Origin of the sequence: Kosakonia pseudosacchari (assembly GCF_900184035.1) — a bacterium.
GTDB classification, from domain to species: Bacteria; Pseudomonadota; Gammaproteobacteria; order Enterobacterales; family Enterobacteriaceae; genus Kosakonia; species Kosakonia pseudosacchari.
This window is the reverse complement of sequence record NZ_FXWP01000023.1, coordinates 31,082-48,441: the sequence shown is the minus strand read 5'-3', so window position 1 is coordinate 48,441 and position 17,360 is coordinate 31,082. Positions and strand designations below refer to the sequence as shown.

Genomic DNA, 17,360 nt, shown 5'->3' with positions numbered 1-17,360 from the left:
GTCATGATTAAAAAAATCGGTGTGTTGACAAGTGGCGGTGATGCGCCAGGCATGAATGCCGCGATCCGCGGCGTCGTCCGCGCAGCATTGACAGAAGGTCTGGAAGTGGCAGGTATCTATGACGGTTACCTCGGCCTGTACGAAGACCGCATGATCCAACTTGACCGCTACAGCGTGTCCGACATGATCAACCGCGGCGGTACATTCCTCGGCTCCGCCCGCTTTCCGGAATTCCGTGAAGAGCATATCCGCGCCGTGGCTATTGAGAACATGAAAAAACGCGGTATCGACGCGCTGGTGGTGATCGGTGGCGACGGTTCCTACATGGGCGCTAAGCGACTGACTGAAATGGGTTTCCCGTGCATCGGTCTGCCGGGCACCATCGATAACGACGTAGCAGGTACCGACTACACCATCGGTTACTTCACCGCCTTGCAAACCGTGGTGGAAGCCATTGACCGCCTGCGTGACACCTCTTCTTCCCACCAGCGTATTTCCATCGTTGAAGTGATGGGTCGCTACTGCGGCGACCTGACGCTGGCGGCGGCGATTGCGGGCGGTTGCGAGTTTATCGTACTGCCGGAAGTGGAATTCAACCGTGAAGACCTGGTAGCAGAAATCAAAGCGGGTATCGCCAAAGGTAAAAAACACGCCATCGTGGCGATTACCGAGCACATCTGCGATATCGACGAGCTGGCAAAATACATCGAAAGCGAAACCCAGCGTGAAACCCGCGCCACCGTTCTTGGTCATATCCAGCGCGGCGGTTCTCCGGTGCCTTACGATCGCATTCTGGCTTCCCGTATGGGTTCTTACGCGATCGAACTGTTGCTGCAGGGTTATGGCGGCCGTTGTGTCGGTATTCAGAACGAAAAAATGGTGCACCACGACATCATCGACGCCATTGAGAACATGAAACGCCCGTTCAAAGGCGACTGGCTCGACTGCGCGAAAAAACTCTACTAAGAGCAAAAACGCCCTCAATAACGAGGGCGTTTTTTTATCCTGATTTATTCCCCAAAGTTATAGCCAATCTTTTTTTATTCTTTAATCATTGGATCTCTTTCTGGCAGTCTGACCACATCAAAATCGATAACCTTAAGAGAGTGGGCGATGAATAAATGGGGCTTGGGGATTACATTACTGCTGGCTTCTACCAGCGTTCTGGCAAAGGATATCCAGTTATTAAACGTCTCTTACGATCCAACGCGTGAGCTGTATGAGCAATACAACAAAGCCTTCAGCGCGCACTGGAAACAAGAGACTGGCGACAACGTTGTGATCCGTCAGTCCCATGGCGGTTCCGGCAAACAGGCAACCTCTGTTATCAACGGTATCGACGCCGATGTGGTCACTCTGGCGCTGGCCTACGATGTTGACGCGATTGCAGAGCGTGGTCGTATCGATAAAAACTGGATCAAACGCCTGCCGGATAACTCCGCTCCGTACACCTCGACCATCGTTTTCCTGGTGCGTAAAGGCAACCCGAAACAGATTCATGACTGGAACGATCTGATTAAACCGGGCGTTTCTGTGATCACGCCGAACCCGAAAAGCTCTGGTGGCGCGCGCTGGAACTACCTGGCAGCCTGGGGCTATGCGCTGCATCAGAACGGCGGCGATCAGGCAAAAGCGCAAGAGTTCGTCAAAGCGCTGTTTAAAAATGTCGAAGTGCTGGATTCCGGCGCGCGCGGTGCGACCAATACCTTTGTTGAGCGCGGCATCGGCGATGTACTGATTGCGTGGGAAAACGAAGCGCTGCTGGCAACGAATGAACTGGGCAAAGACAAGTTTGAAATTGTCACCCCGAGCGAATCTATTCTCGCAGAACCGACCGTCTCCGTTGTCGACAAAGTAGCAGAGAAGAAAGGGACTGAGAAAGTTGCGGAAGCCTATCTGAAATATCTCTACTCGCCGGAAGGCCAGGAGATTGCCGCGAAGAACTTCTATCGTCCGCGTGACGCGCAGATAGCGGCGAAATACGCCAGCGCGTTCCCGAAACTGAAACTCTTCACCATTGATGATGTGTTCGGTGGCTGGACGAAGGCGCAAAAAGAGCACTTCTCTAACGGCGGTACGTTCGACCAAATCAGTAAACGTTAATCTCCCCCGGACGCCCTTGTAAGAGGGCGTTTTGCTTTTCATCTGCGTAAAATCCAGGATTTTCAACTTGCCTTGCAATTTGCGCTATCATTCCGGTTCTTTCAGCTAAGGAAGCGGAAAAAATGAAAAAAGTGCGTCGCATCGTCATTGTTCTGTTGGTGCTGGCCTTACTGGCAGCGGCGGGAGCGTGGTTATGGTTTAAAAACAGCGGTAACCCGGATGCACTGCGCCATATCGTCACCGAACAATGTTTACCGAATATGCGTGAGCATAACTCGCCGACCCCCTGCGCCCAGGTGAACCTGAAAAGCGGCTATGTGTTGATGAAAGATCGTAATGGACCGCTGCAGTTTTTGCTGATGCCAACGTACCGCATCAACGGCACGGAAAGCCCGTTGCTGCTGCAACCGACAACGCCCAACTTCTTCTGGCAAGCGTGGCAATCCCGCGATGTGATGAGCAAACTGCGTGGCAGCCCGGTGCCGGACAGCGCGATCTCGTTGACCATTAATTCACGCTTCGGGCGCACGCAGAACCATTTTCATATTCATATCTCCTGCCTGCGTTCCGATGTGCGCACGGAACTGAATGACAATGCGGCACGCATCAGTAGCCAGTGGCTGGCGTTTCCGGGCGGTCTGCTCGGTCATCAATATTTAGCCCGCCGCGTGACGGAAGAAGAGTTGGTGCAACGCAGCCCGTTTGTGATGCTGGCAGAAGAAGTGCCGGAAGCAAAAGCGCATATGGGACGCTTCGCGCTGGCAATGGCGCAGCAGGCCGATGGCTCGTTTGTGTTGCTGGCCACCGAGCGCAATCTGTTAGCGCTTAACCGCGCATCGGCAGAGGAAATTCAGGATCATCAATGCGATATCCTGAAATAACCCCACCATAATTCACGTTTACTCCGCCTGCCTGTCACCGTAGACTTGCTGAAAAAATCTACAGGAGACAGGCATGTCGCTCTGGTTTGCTCACCCTCTGTTCCTTCCCTCTGTCATTGTCGGCATCACCATCGTGCTGTGGGCCACCTCGTTATTGCCGGAATTTATCACCGCGTTGCTGTTTTTTACGGCGGCGATGGTGGCGAAAATTGCGCCGCCGGAAGTCATTTTTGGCGGTTTCGCTTCATCGGCCTTCTGGCTGGTATTCAGCGGGTTTGTGCTCGGTGTGGCAATACGCAAAACCGGGCTGGCGGATCGGGCGGCGAGAGCATTATCGGCAAAGCTGACCGACTCATGGCTGCAAATGGTCGCAAGCGTTGTACTGCTCAGTTACGCCCTGGCGTTTGTGATGCCTTCGAACATGGGGCGCATTGCGTTGTTGATGCCAATCGTCGCAGCAATGGCAGCGCGCGCAGGCATTAACGAAGGGACGCGCTCCTGGTATGGACTGGCGCTGGCGGTCGGTTTTGGCACTTTTCAGTTATCGGCAACCATTTTGCCCGCCAACGTCCCAAACCTGGTGATGAGCGGCGCGGCAGAAGGCTCTTACGGCATTCATCTTAACTATGTGCCTTATCTGCTGCTGCATACGCCGGTGCTTGGCATTTTAAAAGGGCTGATTTTGATTGGCCTGATTTGCTGGCTTTTTCCTGGTCGGCCCCGCGCCGCCCGTGAACAAACCCCTTCTGAACCGATGAGCCGGGAAGAGAAACGACTGGCGTGGATGCTGGCAGTGGTGCTGACGCTGTGGGTTACCGAAAGCTGGCACGGCATCGGCCCTGCATGGACGGGGCTTGCTGCTGCCTGTGTGACGCTGTTGCCGCGCGTGGGTTTTATCACTGGCGATGAGTTCGCCAGCGGCGTGAACATTCGCACTTGTATCTATGTGGCGGGCATTCTCGGCCTGGCGATTACTGTGACGCAAACCGGGATCGGTAGTGCCGTTGGTGACGCGCTGCTGCACGTGATGCCGCTCGATCCGGCGCGGCCGTTTACCAGTTTCCTGGCGCTAACCGGTATTACCACGGCTCTCAATTTCATTATGACCGCGAACGGCGTACCGGCGCTGTTTACTACGCTTGCGCAGAGTTTCGCCGACGCCACCGGTTTTCCGTTGCTGTCAGTGATCATGATTCAGGTGCTGGGGTACTCCACGCCGCTGTTGCCGTATCAGGCGTCGCCGATTGTGGTGGCGATGGCGCTCGGCAAAGTCCCGGCGAGATCGGGGATGCTGCTCTGTCTGGCACTGGCGGTGGTGACGTATCTGGTGTTGTTACCGCTGGATTACGCGTGGTTTAGCGTGCTGGGGAAATTGTAAGAGAAAACCCTCTCCCTGGCAGGGAGAGGGTAAACAGCATTACGCCTGTTTTGCCGCTTCTGCCGCTTTAACGATCACCGCGAAAGCGTCCGCTTTCAGGGATGCGCCGCCAACCAGTGCGCCGTCGATATCCGGCTGGGTGAACAGCTCAGCTGCGTTGCCAGCGTTAACGGAACCGCCGTACTGAATGATCACTTGTTCAGCCACTTTCGCGTCGGCTTTAGCAATGTGGTCACGGATAAATTTGTGAACAGCCTGTGCCTGAGCCGGGGTAGCGGATTTGCCGGTACCGATAGCCCAAACCGGTTCGTAGGCAATTACCGCGCCTTCGAATGCCGCAGCACCCTGCGTTTTCAGCACGGCGTCGATCTGACGTGCGCACACTTCTTCGGTTTTACCGGCTTCGTTTTCTGCTTCGGTTTCACCGATACACAGAACCGGCGTCAGACCCTGCGCTTTCAGCACCGCGAATTTCTTAGCGATCAACTCGTCGGATTCTTTGTGGTAAGTGCGGCGCTCAGAGTGGCCGATGATGATGTATTTCGCGCCAATATCTTTCAGCATTTCGGCAGAGGTTTCGCCGGTGAATGCGCCAGACAGGTTAACGTCAACGTTTTGCGCGCCCAGTACGATGTGGCTGCCGTCAGCGGCGTGTTTAGCCAGATCGAGATACATTTCCGGCGGAGCGATTGAGACAGCACAACCCGTTACGCCAGCCAACTCGGTACGCAGGTTTGCAACCAGTTCGTTTACCATGTGGCGGCTGCCGTTCAGTTTCCAGTTACCCATCACTAAAGGATGTCGCATTTTTACTCTCCACGCGCTTGGCGAATTAAGGAATATGGCCGCCCCTCAGGGCAGCATGGTCTGTGAAACAGTATAGAGATTCATCCCCTGAAAGGCTTTGCTTTTTGTCATTTATTGTTCTCTTCCAGCGAATCAGATAGCGTCAGCTTAATCGGTTCAACAGCGAAGGTCAGCCCTTTTTCGCCGTTGTCTGCCACCACATAGCGAATCGCACCTTCCGTTTCGGCGTAGTAAGGTTTGTTTTTGCCGTTAGTCAGCAATTTTTGCAGCTTTTGCGTACTTTGCGCGGCGGTTAGCGTCGGTGAAAAGGCACGGATAAACGCCGCCATATACTCCTGAGCCTTTGCTTTCGCCGCTTTTTGCTCCGGGCCTTGCACTGGCAGCCAGGTAATCTGCATTGATTTGATTTTCAGCGTACCGCGCTCCAGCGCCGTTGAGGCGTAGAGGTAATCATTGATTTTCGTGGCTGCGCGCGTCAGGTTCGCCTGATCGCCCCGGCTATCCACCGCGCGAAATTCACTGAGTGCCAGCGTCGGGTTATCAATGTTGAATTTCTCGCGAAACTGACTAATCGACTGGTCAAATGTCGGCGCGCCCGGCAATAAATAGGGCGCAGTGGTGGCGGTCGGCGGCTCTTCTGCATGAACCGGCATGCTGAAAACCAGCGCGGAAAAGAGCAGCCAAATGGGATAACGCCATGCTTTCATTCACATCGCCCTCTGTTGAGTTTGCTCACGATTAAAACGATATCGGGCTGGCTTGTCAAAAACTCCCGCCGCCAGGGTAAACTACGCAGCACTACGATAATAAGGAACCTTACATGGGCATACAGCAGTGGTTGTTCTCTTTTAAAGGGCGCATTGGGCGTCGTGATTTTTGGGTCTGGGTGATCCTGTGGGTGTTGAGTATGACGGTGCTGTTCACGCTCGCCAACGGTGGCATGCTCGATTTTCAAATGGCGGCATTTATCCTGGTGTGTCTGATCTGGCCGACAACCTGCGTGATGGTAAAACGCCTGCATGACCGGGGGCGTCACGGTGCGTGGGGCTTGCTGATGGTGCTGGCGTGGATGCTGCTTTCGGGTAACTGGCAAATACTCGGCGGTACGCTGGAGTGGACGGTGGGGCGTCTCATTCCGGTGGTGATTATCGTCATGATGCTGATTGACCTGGGCGCGTTTATTGGCACCCAGGGAGAGAACAAATACGGCAAAGAGACGCAGGATGTGAAGTACCGCTGATTACCAGTAATGTTCGGCGGTGATATGCCCCGGACGGCGGCGAAGGTGCTTAGCCATCTGCCGGGTATCTTTCAGTAACTGTGTGGTATCGCGCACCATTTGCGGGTTGCCGCACAGCATCACATGGCTGGTTTCGGCATTTAACGCAAGCCCAACGGCCTCTTCCAGCGCACCGCTTTCAATCAACGCCGGGACACGCCCGGTCAGCGAACCGGAAAGGGTTTCCCGGCTGACCACCGTCTGAATCCGCAATTTCCCTTCGTAGCGTTTTTGCAGCTCCAGCATCAGTGGCAAATAACTTAAATCCGCCGCGTAGCGCACCGCATGTACCAGCACCAGATTTTTGAAGCGCTCCAGATCTTTGCCTTCCTGCAAAATCGACAAATACGGCCCAATTGCGGTGCCGGTTGCCAGCATCCATAAGGTCTCGCAGTCCGGTATTTCTTCCAGTACGAAGAAACCGGCGGCTTCGCTCACCAGCAACACTTCGTCCCCCGGCTGAAGCGCGGCCAGGCGTGGGCTGAGTTTCCCTTCCGGTACGGTAACCAGATAGAACTCCAGATCGGGATTGCTCGGTGCGTTTACGTATGAGTAGGCGCGCTGTACGCGCTCGCCGTCAATTTCCAGCCCGAGCTTGGCGAATTGTCCGGCAGTGAAGGGGTGAACGGGGGCATGAACGGTGAGGCTGAATAGCGCATCGGTCCAGAACTGCACCTTTGTGACTTTTCCTGTTACCCAGTCCGCCATGGTTTTCTCCTGTTCTGTAGCGTTGCCTTATCTTCGTGTCTGTCGGGTGAGATTTCCAGCCCGCGAAGGCCGGAAAGCTCAATTGAACAAATACCCTTACAGTATATGACGCTGCACTTCCGGGTCTTTGCGATCCAGGTAGTGAATAGACTGAATACGGCGAATGGTGCGCGATTTACCGCGGATCAGCAGCGTTTCGGTGGTGGCGATATTGCCTTTACGGGTGATACCGTCCAACAGATCACCTTTGGTGATGCCGGTGGCAGCGAAAATCACATTGTCGCTGCGCGCCATTTCATCCAGACGCAATACATTACCCGCTTCAATTCCCATACCACGGCAGCGTTTTAACTCATATTCGCCAATACGACGATTCTCTTCGTTGTCGCCTTTTACCTGATGGCGCGCCAGCAGACGGCCCTGCATATCGCCATCGAGCGCGCGGATAACCGCCGCGGAAACCACACCTTCCGGCGCGCCGCCAATACCGTAGAGAACGTCCACTTCGCTATCCGGCATGCAAGTGAGGATCGACGCAGCAACGTCGCCATCGGGAATGGCGAAAACACGTACGCCCAGCGCCTGCATTTCGGCAATGGTGGCGTCGTGACGTGGTTTAGCCAGAATGGTGACCGTCAGTTCACTCAGCGGCTTGCCGAGCGCAGCGGCGACATTACGCAGGTTATCAGCCAGCGGCAGATTGAGATCGATAGCGCCTTTTGCGCCAGGACCGACTATCAGTTTCTCCATGTACATGTCCGGCGCGTTGAGGAAACAGCCCTTATCGCCAACCGCCAGCACTGCCAGCGCGTTGGCCTGGCCCATTGCCGTCATGCGTGTCCCTTCGATCGGGTCAACGGCGATGTCGACCGCGTCGCCTTTGCCGGTACCGACTTTTTCACCGATAAACAGCATCGGCGCTTCGTCTATTTCGCCTTCGCCGATCACGATGGTGCCGTCAATGTCGACATTGTTGAGCATGATGCGCATCGCGTTAACCGCTGCGCCATCCGCCGTGTTCTTATCGCCACGCCCCAGCCATTTGTAGCCAGCCAATGCTGCAGCTTCGGTCACGCGGGAGAATTCGATGGCAAGTTCTCGTCTCATAACAAACTCTATAGTGAAAGAAATTGAGCGAAGTTTATCACAGCGAGAAGAGGAGGGTTTGTTGAGCCGCCCCCTCTCCGGGGAGAGAGGGCAAGGTTGAGGCTAATTATTTGTCGTGATCTTCCCATGCCAGCGCGCGTTTCACCGCTTTTTTCCAGCCGTCGTAGCGGAAGTTACGCTCGGTGGTTTCGATACCCGGACGGAACTCACGTTCGATAACCGCTTTTTCCTGAAGTTCATCCAGGTTTTGCCAGAAACCAACCGCCAGACCTGCAAGGTAGGCCGCACCCAGCGCCGTAACTTCACGCACTTCCGGACGTTCCACGCGGGTGCCGAGAATGTCAGACTGGAACTGCATCAGGAAGTTGTTGGCAACCGCACCGCCATCCACGCGCAGTGCGTGTAAGCGAATGCCGGAATCTGCCTGCATCGCTTCCAGCACGTCGCGCGTCTGGAACGCGATAGACTCAAGCGTAGCGCGGATGATGTGGTTCGCGTTGACGCCACGGGTCAGACCGAAGATGGCACCACGAGCATACGGGTCCCAGTACGGCGCGCCCAGGCCGGTAAAGGCCGGTACGACATACACACCGTTGGTGTCTTTCACTTTGGTGGCGAAGTATTCAGAGTCGAAGGCATCACTGATAAGCTTCATCTCATCGCGCAGCCACTGAATGGATGCGCCCGCCATAAACACGGCACCTTCCAGCGCGTAGTTCACTTCACCTTTCGGGCCGCAACCGATGGTGGTCAGCAGACCATGCTCAGATTTCACCGCTTTCTCGCCGGTGTTCATCAGCATAAAGCAGCCCGTACCGTAGGTGTTTTTCGCCATCCCTTCTTTGACGCACAACTGGCCAAACAGCGCCGCCTGCTGGTCACCGGCGATACCGGCGATAGGAATACGTGTACCGCCTTTACCACCAATGTTGGTCTGACCGTAAACTTCAGAAGACTTACGCACTTCCGGCAGCATGGCGCGCGGGATGTCCAGCGCTTCCAGCATTTTGTCATCCCAGTCCAGCTCGTGGATGTTGAACAGCATGGTACGCGAGGCGTTGGTGTAATCCGTCACGTGTACGCGACCCTGGGTCATTTTCCAGATAAGCCAGGTATCAACAGTACCGAACAGCAATTCGCCGCGTTTCGCACGTTCGCGCGAGCCTTCAACGTGATCGAGGATCCATTTCACTTTGGTGCCGGAGAAATACGGGTCAACCACCAGACCCGTGGCGTTGCGTACATACTCTTCCATGCCGTCGCGTTTCAGTTTTTCGCAAATATCAGCGGTACGGCGGCACTGCCAGACAATTGCGTTATAAATCGGCTTACCGGTTTCACGTTCCCAGACGATCGCGGTTTCACGCTGGTTAGTGATGCCGATAGCGGCGATTTCGTCGGAATTGATATCCGCTTTCGCTAATACTTCTACCAGCGTAGAGCTCTGCGATGCCCAGATTTCCATTGGGTCGTGCTCAACCCAGCCTGGCTTCGGATAAATTTGTTCAAACTCGCGCTGAGAAACGCTGATGATGTTGGCGTCATGATCCATCACGACGGCGCGGGAGCTAGTAGTGCCCTGGTCGAGCGCAACGATATATTTTTTGTCAGTCATGGTTATGTTCCCGTAGTCACATTACAGCGAAGCTTTTTGTTGAGTCGTGGAGGCGGTGCCTTTTTCTTCCGCCGCCTCACTGGTTCCAGACGGCAGATGGCGACCAATCAGTTTACGATAACCGAATGCGCCGAGCGCCGCGCCTACGATCGGCCCGAACAGCGGGACGAGGAAGTAGGGAATATCTTTGCCGCCGGTAAAGGCGACGTTGCCCCAGCCAGCCAGCCAGGCGAACGTTTTCGGACCAAGGTCACGCGCCGGGTTCATGGCGAATCCCGTCAGCGGTCCCATTGATGCACCGATAACCGCAATCAACAAACCGATGAGCAACGGTGCCAGCGGGCCGCGCGGAATACCGTTACCGTCATCACCTAACGCCATGATGACGCCCATCAGTACAGCGGTGATCACCATCTCAACGGCGAAGGCCTGCACAAAGTTGATGTGCGGGTTCGGGTAAGTTGAGAAAATACCAGCTAAATCAAGACTTTCAACACTGCCGCGCACCATATTGTGCGTGTGTTCGAAATCGAGGAAAAGATTGTAGTAAAGCCCGTAAACAAGTGCAGCCGCGCAAAACGCGCCGGCAAACTGAGAAATGATGAAGGGAACAACTTTGCGCCCATCAAAACTAGCGAAGAGCCATAATGCAATAGTCACAGCCGGGTTCAGATGTGCGCCGGAAACCCCTGCGGTCAGGTAGATGGCCATCGCCACGCCCAAGCCCCAGATAATACTGATTTCCCATTGGCCGAAGGTGGCGCCAGCCACTTTCAACGCCGCGACACATCCGACACCGAAGAAAATCAACAACCCGGTGCCGAGAAACTCGGCGATGCACTGGCCTTTTAAGGTTGATGTCTGACTCATAATCGGATCCTGCAAAAGAGTAATGGTTATTGTTAGCACGGGCGATCGCTCCCCCATGATGTCGTGTAGACATAGTGTTAATTTATCGTTAACGAGCAAAAACGAGAAATATCGAAATTAAAATGTGTGTACTGCGTCAATAAAATGAGCGTTTTCGAGCGCTGAAGCGCGTTTTTGCACCATAGCGAAATGTGAGCTGAATCATTTTTGTAACCCAGGCCTTAACAATTTAGTGGCAGGCGCACGCGTTGCACCAGGATGAGGACGAAAAGTGTTGCAAAGCGCAAACAGCGCGGCTCCGCGCTGGACAGGGGCTGGTGGGCTTCATACAATCGGGGACAAGCGAGATCCGCTCAATATCATAAGGCGTCGCCGATTTTCGGGACGGGGATTTTTAAAGACACGAATCTTTGGGTTGCAAGAAAGCGGCGACGCAACTGCAACGCGAAGAGGCAAGTGTATATCCATCAGCGCCTTGCAACTCAGGAGAGGTATGACAATGTCATTAGAAGTGTTTGAAAAACTGGAAGCGAAGGTGCAGCAGGCGATTGATACCATCACGCTGCTGCAGATGGAAATCGAAGAGCTGAAAGAGAAAAACAATAGCCTGGCGCAGGACGTACAGTCTGCTCAGCAGAGCCGTGAAGAGCTGGAGCGTGAAAACCACCAGCTGAGAGAGCAGCAGCACGGCTGGCAGGAGCGCTTGCAGGCGCTGCTGGGGCGCATGGAAGAAGTCTGATAACGCTTTGCGGGTTGTCTCATCCAGGTAACTACGCTGCCGGATTAACGGGCTTAGCTATAGCGCGAAATTGGCAGGGAAAGTGCTGCGACATCGGATAAGCGAAGCGCCATCCGGCAAAAAGAAGAAGGGCACCTGACGGTGCCCTTTTGTTTACTCGATATCGAGAGGATCTTCGGAAAGGATAATGCCAGTGCTATCGGCATAGAGATGGTCGCCGGAGAAGAAGGTCACGCCGCCGAAATTGACGCGTACGTCGCTTTCACCGATGCCTTCACCCGCTGCGCCAACCGGAATGGCGGCAATCGCCTGAATCCCAATATCCAGCTCTTCAAGGTCGTCTACCTGGCGTACTGAGCCATAGACCACAATCCCTTCCCACTCGTTTTGCACCGCAGTGCGGGCGAGATCCGCGTCGATTAACGCACGACGCATTGAACCACCACCGTCGACCAGCAGGACGCGACCACGGCCGTTTTGTTCGAGCAGATCGTACAGCAACCCGTTATCCTCGAAACATTTCACCGTGATGATTTGTCCGCCAAACGACGACCGTCCGCCAAAATTGGAGAACAGCGGTTCCACGACGTTGATCTCTTCCTGGTAAATATCACAAAGCTCAGAAGTATCGTATTTCATAGGATTAGCGTTCAGTTGCTGCGAGAACAGTCAGTATATCGCGCATCACGCGCTGTTGGCAAAATCATCAATTGTTCGTTGACATTTATCAGTTAAAAATGCGTTTGACTGAGGATTATTCCTAATACAAACAAGAGATTAGTTAACAGCGCGCCTTTTACCGTGCGCTCCAGCATCGGCGGCATAGCGCGTGGGTCGAGCTCGCGTAGCACAAAGCGCGCCTGTTTGATAAGCAGCGGCGCAGCCAGCACAAACAGCCAGCCCCACAGGCTTTGCAGCGAAAACAGGTTAAACAGCGCAAGGCATATCAGCGCGCCAACCAGCAGACCTGCGTGGTAACGGCGTGCGTTGACCGGCCCTAAACGGACTACCAGCGTATTTTTGCCATTTTCGCGGTCGCTTTCGATATCGCGCAGATTATTGATATTCAATACGGCTGTCGCCAGCAGACCGCAGGCGGTCGCGGGCAGAATAACGGCCGGAATCAGCATATGCGTCTGCAAATACCAGCTGCCCATTACGCTTATCCAGCCGAAGAAAAGCAGCACTGAGATATCGCCAAGACCAAGATAACCATATGGACGTTTGCCGACGGTATAAGTGATGGCGGCAATAATCGACAACCCACCGAGCGCAAGGAAGCCGATGAAATCCGCCATTGTTTGTGTCGCAGCGGTCACCAGCAACAGCCCGGAGATGCAGCTTAGCGCGATGACAATCATCAGCGCGCGCTTCATTTGCGCAAGGGAAATGACCCCTTTTTGCATGCCGCGCAATGGACCAATACGATCCGGTTTATCGCTGCCTTTGACCGCATCGCCGTAATCATTGGCAAGGTTGGAGAGGATTTGCAGCAATCCTGCGGTGATAAGCGCAAGCACCGCCACCAGCGGATCAAAATAACCCTGCCACCAGGCCAGCACTGTGCCAACGACAATCGCGGCGAAAGCCAGCGGTAATGTTTTCGGTCGCAGGCTTTCCAGCCAGGCCTGGGTGAGGCTAAGAGATTGCGTTTCGTTCATAAGGTCAGCCAACAAAAATGGGGGCATAAGCCCCCATCGAATGTGATGAAAACGTTGTGACCGGGATTATAAGATAAAACGGCTCAGATCTTCATCTGCCACTAAAGCATCAAGATGTTTACTCACATAGTCTGCATCGATGATGATCGTCTCACCGCCCAGATCGCTGGCGTCATAAGAGATATCTTCCATCAGACGTTCCAGCACCGTATGCAAACGACGCGCACCGATGTTTTCGGTGGTTTCGTTCACCTGCCATGCGGCCTGAGCAATACGTTTGATGCCGTCTTCGGTGAAATCAATGTTTACGCCTTCGGTCGCCATCAGCGCTTTGTACTGTACGGTGACAGACGCGTTTGGCTCGGTCAGTATACGTTCGAAATCTTCCGTGGTTAACGCTTTCAACTCAACACGAATCGGTAAACGGCCTTGCAGCTCCGGGATCAGATCTGACGGACTGGCAATCTGGAACGCACCAGACGCAATAAACAGAATGTGGTCCGTTTTCACCATCCCGTGTTTGGTCGACACAGTACAGCCTTCCACCAGCGGCAGCAGATCGCGTTGCACACCTTCGCGCGAAACATCCGGGCCAGAGGTATTGCCGCGTTTACAGATTTTGTCGATCTCGTCGATAAACACGATCCCGTGCTGCTCAACGGCTTCGATAGCATCCTGCTTCAGCTCTTCCGGGTTCACCAGCTTCGCCGCTTCTTCTTCAATCAGCAGCTTCATCGCGTCTTTGATTTTCAGCTTACGCGGCTTTTGCTTCTGGCCGCCCAGGTTCTGGAACATGGACTGGAGCTGATTAGTCATCTCTTCCATGCCCGGAGGCGCCATAATTTCTACGCCCATCGGCGCGGCAGCGAGATCGATTTCAATCTCTTTGTCATCGAGCTGGCCTTCGCGCAGTTTTTTACGGAAAGACTGACGCGCGGCGGAAGGTTCAGCCGACTGTTCCGGCTGGCCCCAGTTGTTTTTCGCCGGTGGGATCAGCACATCGAGAATGCGCTCTTCCGCCATCTCTTCCGCGCGGTAGCGGTTTTTCTCGATCGACTGACTACGCACCATTTTCACGGCCGCATCGGTCAGATCGCGGATGATCGAATCCACTTCTTTCCCAACGTAACCGACTTCGGTGAACTTAGTCGCTTCAACTTTGATAAACGGCGCGTTGGCCAGTTTTGCCAGGCGGCGGGCGATTTCGGTTTTACCGACGCCGGTTGGGCCGATCATCAGAATGTTTTTCGGCGTGACTTCATGGCGCAGCTCTTCATCAAGCTGCATGCGGCGCCAGCGGTTACGCAGGGCAATCGCCACAGAACGCTTCGCCGCGTCCTGGCCGATAATGTGTTTGTCCAGTTCGCTGACAATTTCGCGTGGGGTCATTTCAGACATGGGAGATCCTTACGCTTTATAGGCTAATTCTTCGATGGTGTGGAAGTGGTTGGTGTAGATGCAGATATCGCCTGCAATCCCCAACGCCTTCTCAGCAATTTCGCGTGCGCCAAGCTCGGTGTTTTCCAGCAACGCGCGGGCAGCGGCCTGGGCGTATGGCCCGCCGGAACCAATGGCGATCAGGTCATTTTCCGGCTGGATCACATCGCCGTTACCGGTGATGATCAGCGACGCGGTTTCGTCGGCAACCGCCAACAGTGCTTCCAGCTTGCGCAGCATGCGATCGGTGCGCCAGTCCTTTGCCAGCTCGACAGCCGCTTTCACCAGATGACCCTGGTGCATTTCCAGTTTGCGTTCGAATAATTCAAACAGAGTGAAGGCATCAGCCGTGCCGCCGGCAAAGCCCGCAATGACTTTGTCGTTATACAGGCGGCGAACTTTTTTCACGTTGCCTTTCATTACGGTGTTGCCCAGTGTGGCCTGGCCATCACCGGCGATAACGACATGGCCGTTACGGCGTACGCTTACGATTGTTGTCACGAGCAGACCCCTTGGTTACAAATGCACAATACAGCGCCCCGCACGGTGTACGGGGCAGAATGCAATTATAAATGGGGGGTGTTTTGGGGGTTTCAACCCCCGGCGGCGAGACGGATGCAGTTTGCGTGACCGGCCATTTTCAGGCGGCTGATGGTGGCATCGGCGCTCTCTTTGCCTTTTACCGGGCCCATCACCACGCGATTCCAGCCATTGTTGCTGGTAATACGTGAGTCGAAACCTTCAAATGCCAGCTGCGCACGCACGGTTTCTGCCTGATCCTGGCCTTTAAACGAACCGCACTGGATAAGCCAGCGGCGATCGTCTTTCTTCTCAGCCGTTTGCGGTTGCACCTTAGGCGTTTCCACTTCACGCGTAACCGGCGCAGCTTGTTGCGTTTTCGGCGGCGTTGCAGCGGTATGCGGCGGCGTTTGCAGCAGATCCTGATACGGTTGCGAGGTGGCCGGTTTTTGCTGCGTTGTGCTTTGCGTCTGGCGCGGCGGCGTGGTTTGCGTGGTACGCGCCTGCTGCTGCACCGGCTGCTCCGTCACGCGTGGTTGCGTGCGCGGCTGCTGTGCCTGTACCGGCTGTGACTGCGTCCACTGCTGCTGCTGTTGCATCTGCACTTGTTGCTGCGCCTGACGCTGCCGCTGCAGTGTTTGCTGGCGCTGCTCCGGCGTTTGTTCGTTCCACGGCACTTCGTTGAGCTGCGTCGGCTGCTGGCGCATGTCGGCCTGCATCTGCGCCAACAATTGGCGCTGCTCATCAGTTAACTGTTCCGGTTTTTGCACTTCGCCACCGGCCGTCGGTTCGGTTGGCGCACGTACACCAGGCTGGCGGCTTTCAAGCTCTTTAATGTAGCGCCAGCGCTCTTCCGGTTTCGGCGGCAGGCCGTTGCCGGTCATTTTCTGGTTTTGCAGTGACTCGGATTCTTCTTTTTTGTGGTGCGTAATAAAGTACAAACCACCGATAAAGGCGACCAGCACAGCGGCTGCAATAGCGACCATCGCTGGAGAGACCGCAGACTTGCTGCGCTGTTTTTTCCTTGAGTTACTCGTCTTTCGCCGCGCAGGAGCCGACTGGCTGCGGCGTACATAATCTCGTTGTGCCACTATCGTTTCGCTGTATTTATTTCGTTTATCAGCCCGCCATGTTACTTAAGCGACGGGGTTTTGACCAGAAGAGGGCGTCTGAAAGCCCGCGCCTTTACTTCAGCGCCCGGGTGCTGCCGCGCAGGATTAATTCACACTCCAGCAAGCGCGAACCGCTGCTTACGTTATGCCCCTGCAACTGCTCTAGCAGCAATAACATCGCTTCGCGACCAATCTCATAACGCGGTTGCGAAACGGTGGTCAGCGGCGGGTCGCAGAATTCAGCCAGTGAAATGTTATCAAAACCGATGATGGATAAGTCATCCGGGACTTTCAAACCCCGGCGTTTCGCTTGCGACAGGGCACCGAGCGCCATCACATCGCTGTGGCAGAACACGGCAGTTGGTGGCATCGGTAGCATCAATAACTGATCCAACGCCCGCGCGCCCGCCTCGAAAGTGAAATCACCGCGCGTAATGTAATGCGGATCAACGGTCACGCCAGAGCGGCGCAGCGCCTGAACATAGCCTTGCAAGCGATAATGGCACAGCGGCATCTCTTCCGGGCCAGCGATACAACCGATCCGCTGGTGCCCCTGTTCCTGCAAATAGTTAACGGCATTAAAGGCGGCGGTCAGGTTATCGATATGCACCGTCGGCAACTCCAGCTCCGGCGCGAATTCATTGGCCATCACCATTGGCGGTAAATTGCGTTGCTCTTCGATGCTGGCATCAAACGGTAAACGCGAACCGAGCAGCAGCATGCCGTCGATTTGCTTAGTGATAATCAGGTCGATAAACGTTTTTTCCTGCTGATTTTGATGAGCGCAGTCGCCAATCAGCACCAGATAGCCGTGTTCCGCGGCGGTCACTTCAATGCCGCGAATAATCTCGCTGAAAAAGGGATCGCAAATATCCGGCACAATCACCAGTAATGTGCGTGATTCATTGCGTTTGACGTTGCGTCCCATCGACTGAGGCAAATAACCCACTTCCATTGCCGCTTGTTCCACCCGGTTGCGGGTAGCCTGCGACACTTTTTCCGGGTTCATTAATGCACGTGACACGGTTGCCGTCGAAACCTTTGCTTTCATGGCAACATCTTTCATGGTCGCTACCGCAACCTGATTTTTGGGTTTCACCTTGTTCTCCTCGCATGCACGGCGCAGGCGTTGTCACATTTTTAT

General features: G+C 54.7%; 18 protein-coding genes. 6 read left to right on the top strand and 12 right to left on the bottom strand.

Features of this window, described 5'->3' with window-relative positions; all coding sequences use genetic code 11:
* Positions 1 to 3: 3 nt before the first annotated feature.
* The 4 genes from pfkA to BN2591_RS18240 all read left to right on the top strand — a co-directional run bounded on the left by pfkA (position 4) and on the right by BN2591_RS18240 (position 4,362).
* Positions 4 to 966, top strand: a complete 963-nt coding sequence (gene pfkA, locus BN2591_RS18255; protein ID WP_017459651.1) for a 6-phosphofructokinase — start codon at positions 4 to 6, stop codon at positions 964 to 966.
* Positions 967 to 1,113: 147 nt separating this feature from the next.
* Positions 1,114 to 2,103: a sulfate ABC transporter substrate-binding protein gene (locus BN2591_RS18250; RefSeq protein WP_017459650.1), complete on the top strand. Its 990-nt coding sequence runs from the start codon at positions 1,114 to 1,116 to the stop codon at positions 2,101 to 2,103.
* A 122-nt stretch (positions 2,104 to 2,225) separates the two neighbouring features.
* On the top strand, positions 2,226 to 2,984 hold the full coding sequence (locus BN2591_RS18245) for a CDP-diacylglycerol diphosphatase (protein ID WP_086873304.1): 759 nt from the start codon (positions 2,226 to 2,228) through the stop codon (positions 2,982 to 2,984).
* A gap of 73 nt (positions 2,985 to 3,057) precedes the next feature.
* Positions 3,058 to 4,362: an SLC13 family permease gene (locus BN2591_RS18240; RefSeq protein WP_086873303.1), complete on the top strand. Its 1,305-nt coding sequence runs from the start codon at positions 3,058 to 3,060 to the stop codon at positions 4,360 to 4,362.
* 39 nt (positions 4,363 to 4,401) lie between these two features.
* Here the strand turns inward: BN2591_RS18240 and tpiA are convergent, their stop codons facing one another.
* Both tpiA and BN2591_RS18230 read right to left on the bottom strand, forming a co-directional pair.
* A complete protein-coding gene (tpiA, locus tag BN2591_RS18235; RefSeq protein ID WP_017459647.1) occupies positions 4,402 to 5,169 on the bottom strand; it encodes a triose-phosphate isomerase in 768 nt (255 codons plus the stop codon).
* Positions 5,170 to 5,276: 107 nt separating this feature from the next.
* A complete protein-coding gene (locus BN2591_RS18230; RefSeq protein ID WP_086873302.1) occupies positions 5,277 to 5,876 on the bottom strand; it encodes a YiiQ family protein in 600 nt (199 codons plus the stop codon).
* A gap of 113 nt (positions 5,877 to 5,989) precedes the next feature.
* On the opposite strand from BN2591_RS18230, the gene BN2591_RS18225 reads away from it, so the two are divergent.
* Positions 5,990 to 6,409, top strand: a complete 420-nt coding sequence (locus BN2591_RS18225; protein WP_086873301.1) for a DUF805 domain-containing protein — start codon at positions 5,990 to 5,992, stop codon at positions 6,407 to 6,409.
* Here the strand turns inward: BN2591_RS18225 and fpr are convergent, their stop codons facing one another.
* The 4 genes from fpr to BN2591_RS18205 form a co-directional block, all read right to left on the bottom strand.
* Positions 6,410 to 7,156, bottom strand: a complete 747-nt coding sequence (fpr, locus tag BN2591_RS18220) for a ferredoxin--NADP(+) reductase (protein ID WP_086873300.1) — start codon at positions 7,154 to 7,156, stop codon at positions 6,410 to 6,412. It abuts the gene before it with no gap.
* 96 nt (positions 7,157 to 7,252) lie between these two features.
* Positions 7,253 to 8,263, bottom strand: coding sequence for a class II fructose-bisphosphatase (glpX, locus tag BN2591_RS18215; protein WP_017459643.1), 1,011 nt, complete (start codon positions 8,261 to 8,263; stop codon positions 7,253 to 7,255).
* A gap of 106 nt (positions 8,264 to 8,369) precedes the next feature.
* The gene (glpK, locus tag BN2591_RS18210) at positions 8,370 to 9,878 is read right to left on the bottom strand and encodes a glycerol kinase GlpK (RefSeq protein WP_086873299.1); all 1,509 of its coding nucleotides are present in this window, start codon (positions 9,876 to 9,878) and stop codon (positions 8,370 to 8,372) included.
* 21 nt (positions 9,879 to 9,899) lie between these two features.
* The gene (locus BN2591_RS18205; RefSeq protein WP_017459641.1) at positions 9,900 to 10,748 is read right to left on the bottom strand and encodes an MIP/aquaporin family protein; all 849 of its coding nucleotides are present in this window, start codon (positions 10,746 to 10,748) and stop codon (positions 9,900 to 9,902) included.
* A gap of 493 nt (positions 10,749 to 11,241) precedes the next feature.
* Here BN2591_RS18205 and zapB point away from each other — a divergent pair, with 493 nt between their 5' ends.
* A complete protein-coding gene (gene zapB / locus BN2591_RS18200) occupies positions 11,242 to 11,487 on the top strand; it encodes a septal ring assembly protein ZapB (protein WP_086873298.1) in 246 nt (81 codons plus the stop codon).
* Positions 11,488 to 11,640: 153 nt separating this feature from the next.
* Here the strand turns inward: zapB and rraA are convergent, their stop codons facing one another.
* The 6 genes from rraA to cytR all read right to left on the bottom strand — a co-directional run bounded on the left by rraA (position 11,641) and on the right by cytR (position 17,315).
* On the bottom strand, positions 11,641 to 12,126 hold the full coding sequence (gene rraA, locus BN2591_RS18195; RefSeq protein ID WP_020455956.1) for a ribonuclease E activity regulator RraA: 486 nt from the start codon (positions 12,124 to 12,126) through the stop codon (positions 11,641 to 11,643).
* A 92-nt stretch (positions 12,127 to 12,218) separates the two neighbouring features.
* Positions 12,219 to 13,148, bottom strand: a complete 930-nt coding sequence (gene menA, locus BN2591_RS18190) for a 1,4-dihydroxy-2-naphthoate polyprenyltransferase (RefSeq protein WP_086873297.1) — start codon at positions 13,146 to 13,148, stop codon at positions 12,219 to 12,221.
* A gap of 66 nt (positions 13,149 to 13,214) precedes the next feature.
* Positions 13,215 to 14,546 carry an HslU--HslV peptidase ATPase subunit gene (gene hslU / locus BN2591_RS18185; RefSeq protein WP_086873296.1) on the bottom strand — a complete coding sequence of 444 codons (1,332 nt, stop codon included), beginning with the start codon at positions 14,544 to 14,546 and terminating at the stop codon, positions 13,215 to 13,217.
* Between the two features lie 9 nt (positions 14,547 to 14,555).
* On the bottom strand, positions 14,556 to 15,086 hold the full coding sequence (gene hslV / locus BN2591_RS18180; protein WP_020455959.1) for an ATP-dependent protease subunit HslV: 531 nt from the start codon (positions 15,084 to 15,086) through the stop codon (positions 14,556 to 14,558).
* 92 nt (positions 15,087 to 15,178) lie between these two features.
* Positions 15,179 to 16,195 (bottom strand): cell division protein FtsN, encoded by a 1,017-nt coding sequence (ftsN, locus tag BN2591_RS18175; RefSeq protein WP_086873295.1) that lies wholly within the window; start codon positions 16,193 to 16,195, stop codon positions 15,179 to 15,181.
* Positions 16,196 to 16,289: 94 nt separating this feature from the next.
* Complete coding sequence (gene cytR / locus BN2591_RS18170) at positions 16,290 to 17,315, bottom strand: DNA-binding transcriptional regulator CytR (protein ID WP_086873294.1); 1,026 nt, start codon at positions 17,313 to 17,315, stop codon at positions 16,290 to 16,292.
* Positions 17,316 to 17,360 lie beyond the last annotated feature (45 nt).

Coding starts and splice junctions, on each gene's coding strand:
- BN2591_RS18225 (WP_086873301.1), top strand. CDS start 5,990: ATGGGCATACAGCAGTGGTTGTTCTCTTTTAAAGGGCGCATTGGGCGT.
- BN2591_RS18230 (WP_086873302.1), bottom strand. CDS start 5,876: ATGAAAGCATGGCGTTATCCCATTTGGCTGCTCTTTTCCGCGCTGGTT.
- rraA (WP_020455956.1), bottom strand. CDS start 12,126: ATGAAATACGATACTTCTGAGCTTTGTGATATTTACCAGGAAGAGATC.
- menA (WP_086873297.1), bottom strand. CDS start 13,148: ATGAACGAAACGCAATCTCTTAGCCTCACCCAGGCCTGGCTGGAAAGC.
- fpr (WP_086873300.1), bottom strand. CDS start 7,156: ATGGCGGACTGGGTAACAGGAAAAGTCACAAAGGTGCAGTTCTGGACC.
- pfkA (WP_017459651.1), top strand. CDS start 4: ATGATTAAAAAAATCGGTGTGTTGACAAGTGGCGGTGATGCGCCAGGC.
- BN2591_RS18240 (WP_086873303.1), top strand. CDS start 3,058: ATGTCGCTCTGGTTTGCTCACCCTCTGTTCCTTCCCTCTGTCATTGTC.
- BN2591_RS18250 (WP_017459650.1), top strand. CDS start 1,114: ATGAATAAATGGGGCTTGGGGATTACATTACTGCTGGCTTCTACCAGC.
- zapB (WP_086873298.1), top strand. CDS start 11,242: ATGACAATGTCATTAGAAGTGTTTGAAAAACTGGAAGCGAAGGTGCAG.
- glpK (WP_086873299.1), bottom strand. CDS start 9,878: ATGACTGACAAAAAATATATCGTTGCGCTCGACCAGGGCACTACTAGC.
- tpiA (WP_017459647.1), bottom strand. CDS start 5,169: ATGCGACATCCTTTAGTGATGGGTAACTGGAAACTGAACGGCAGCCGC.
- BN2591_RS18245 (WP_086873304.1), top strand. CDS start 2,226: ATGAAAAAAGTGCGTCGCATCGTCATTGTTCTGTTGGTGCTGGCCTTA.
- hslU (WP_086873296.1), bottom strand. CDS start 14,546: ATGTCTGAAATGACCCCACGCGAAATTGTCAGCGAACTGGACAAACAC.
- glpX (WP_017459643.1), bottom strand. CDS start 8,263: ATGAGACGAGAACTTGCCATCGAATTCTCCCGCGTGACCGAAGCTGCA.
- BN2591_RS18205 (WP_017459641.1), bottom strand. CDS start 10,748: ATGAGTCAGACATCAACCTTAAAAGGCCAGTGCATCGCCGAGTTTCTC.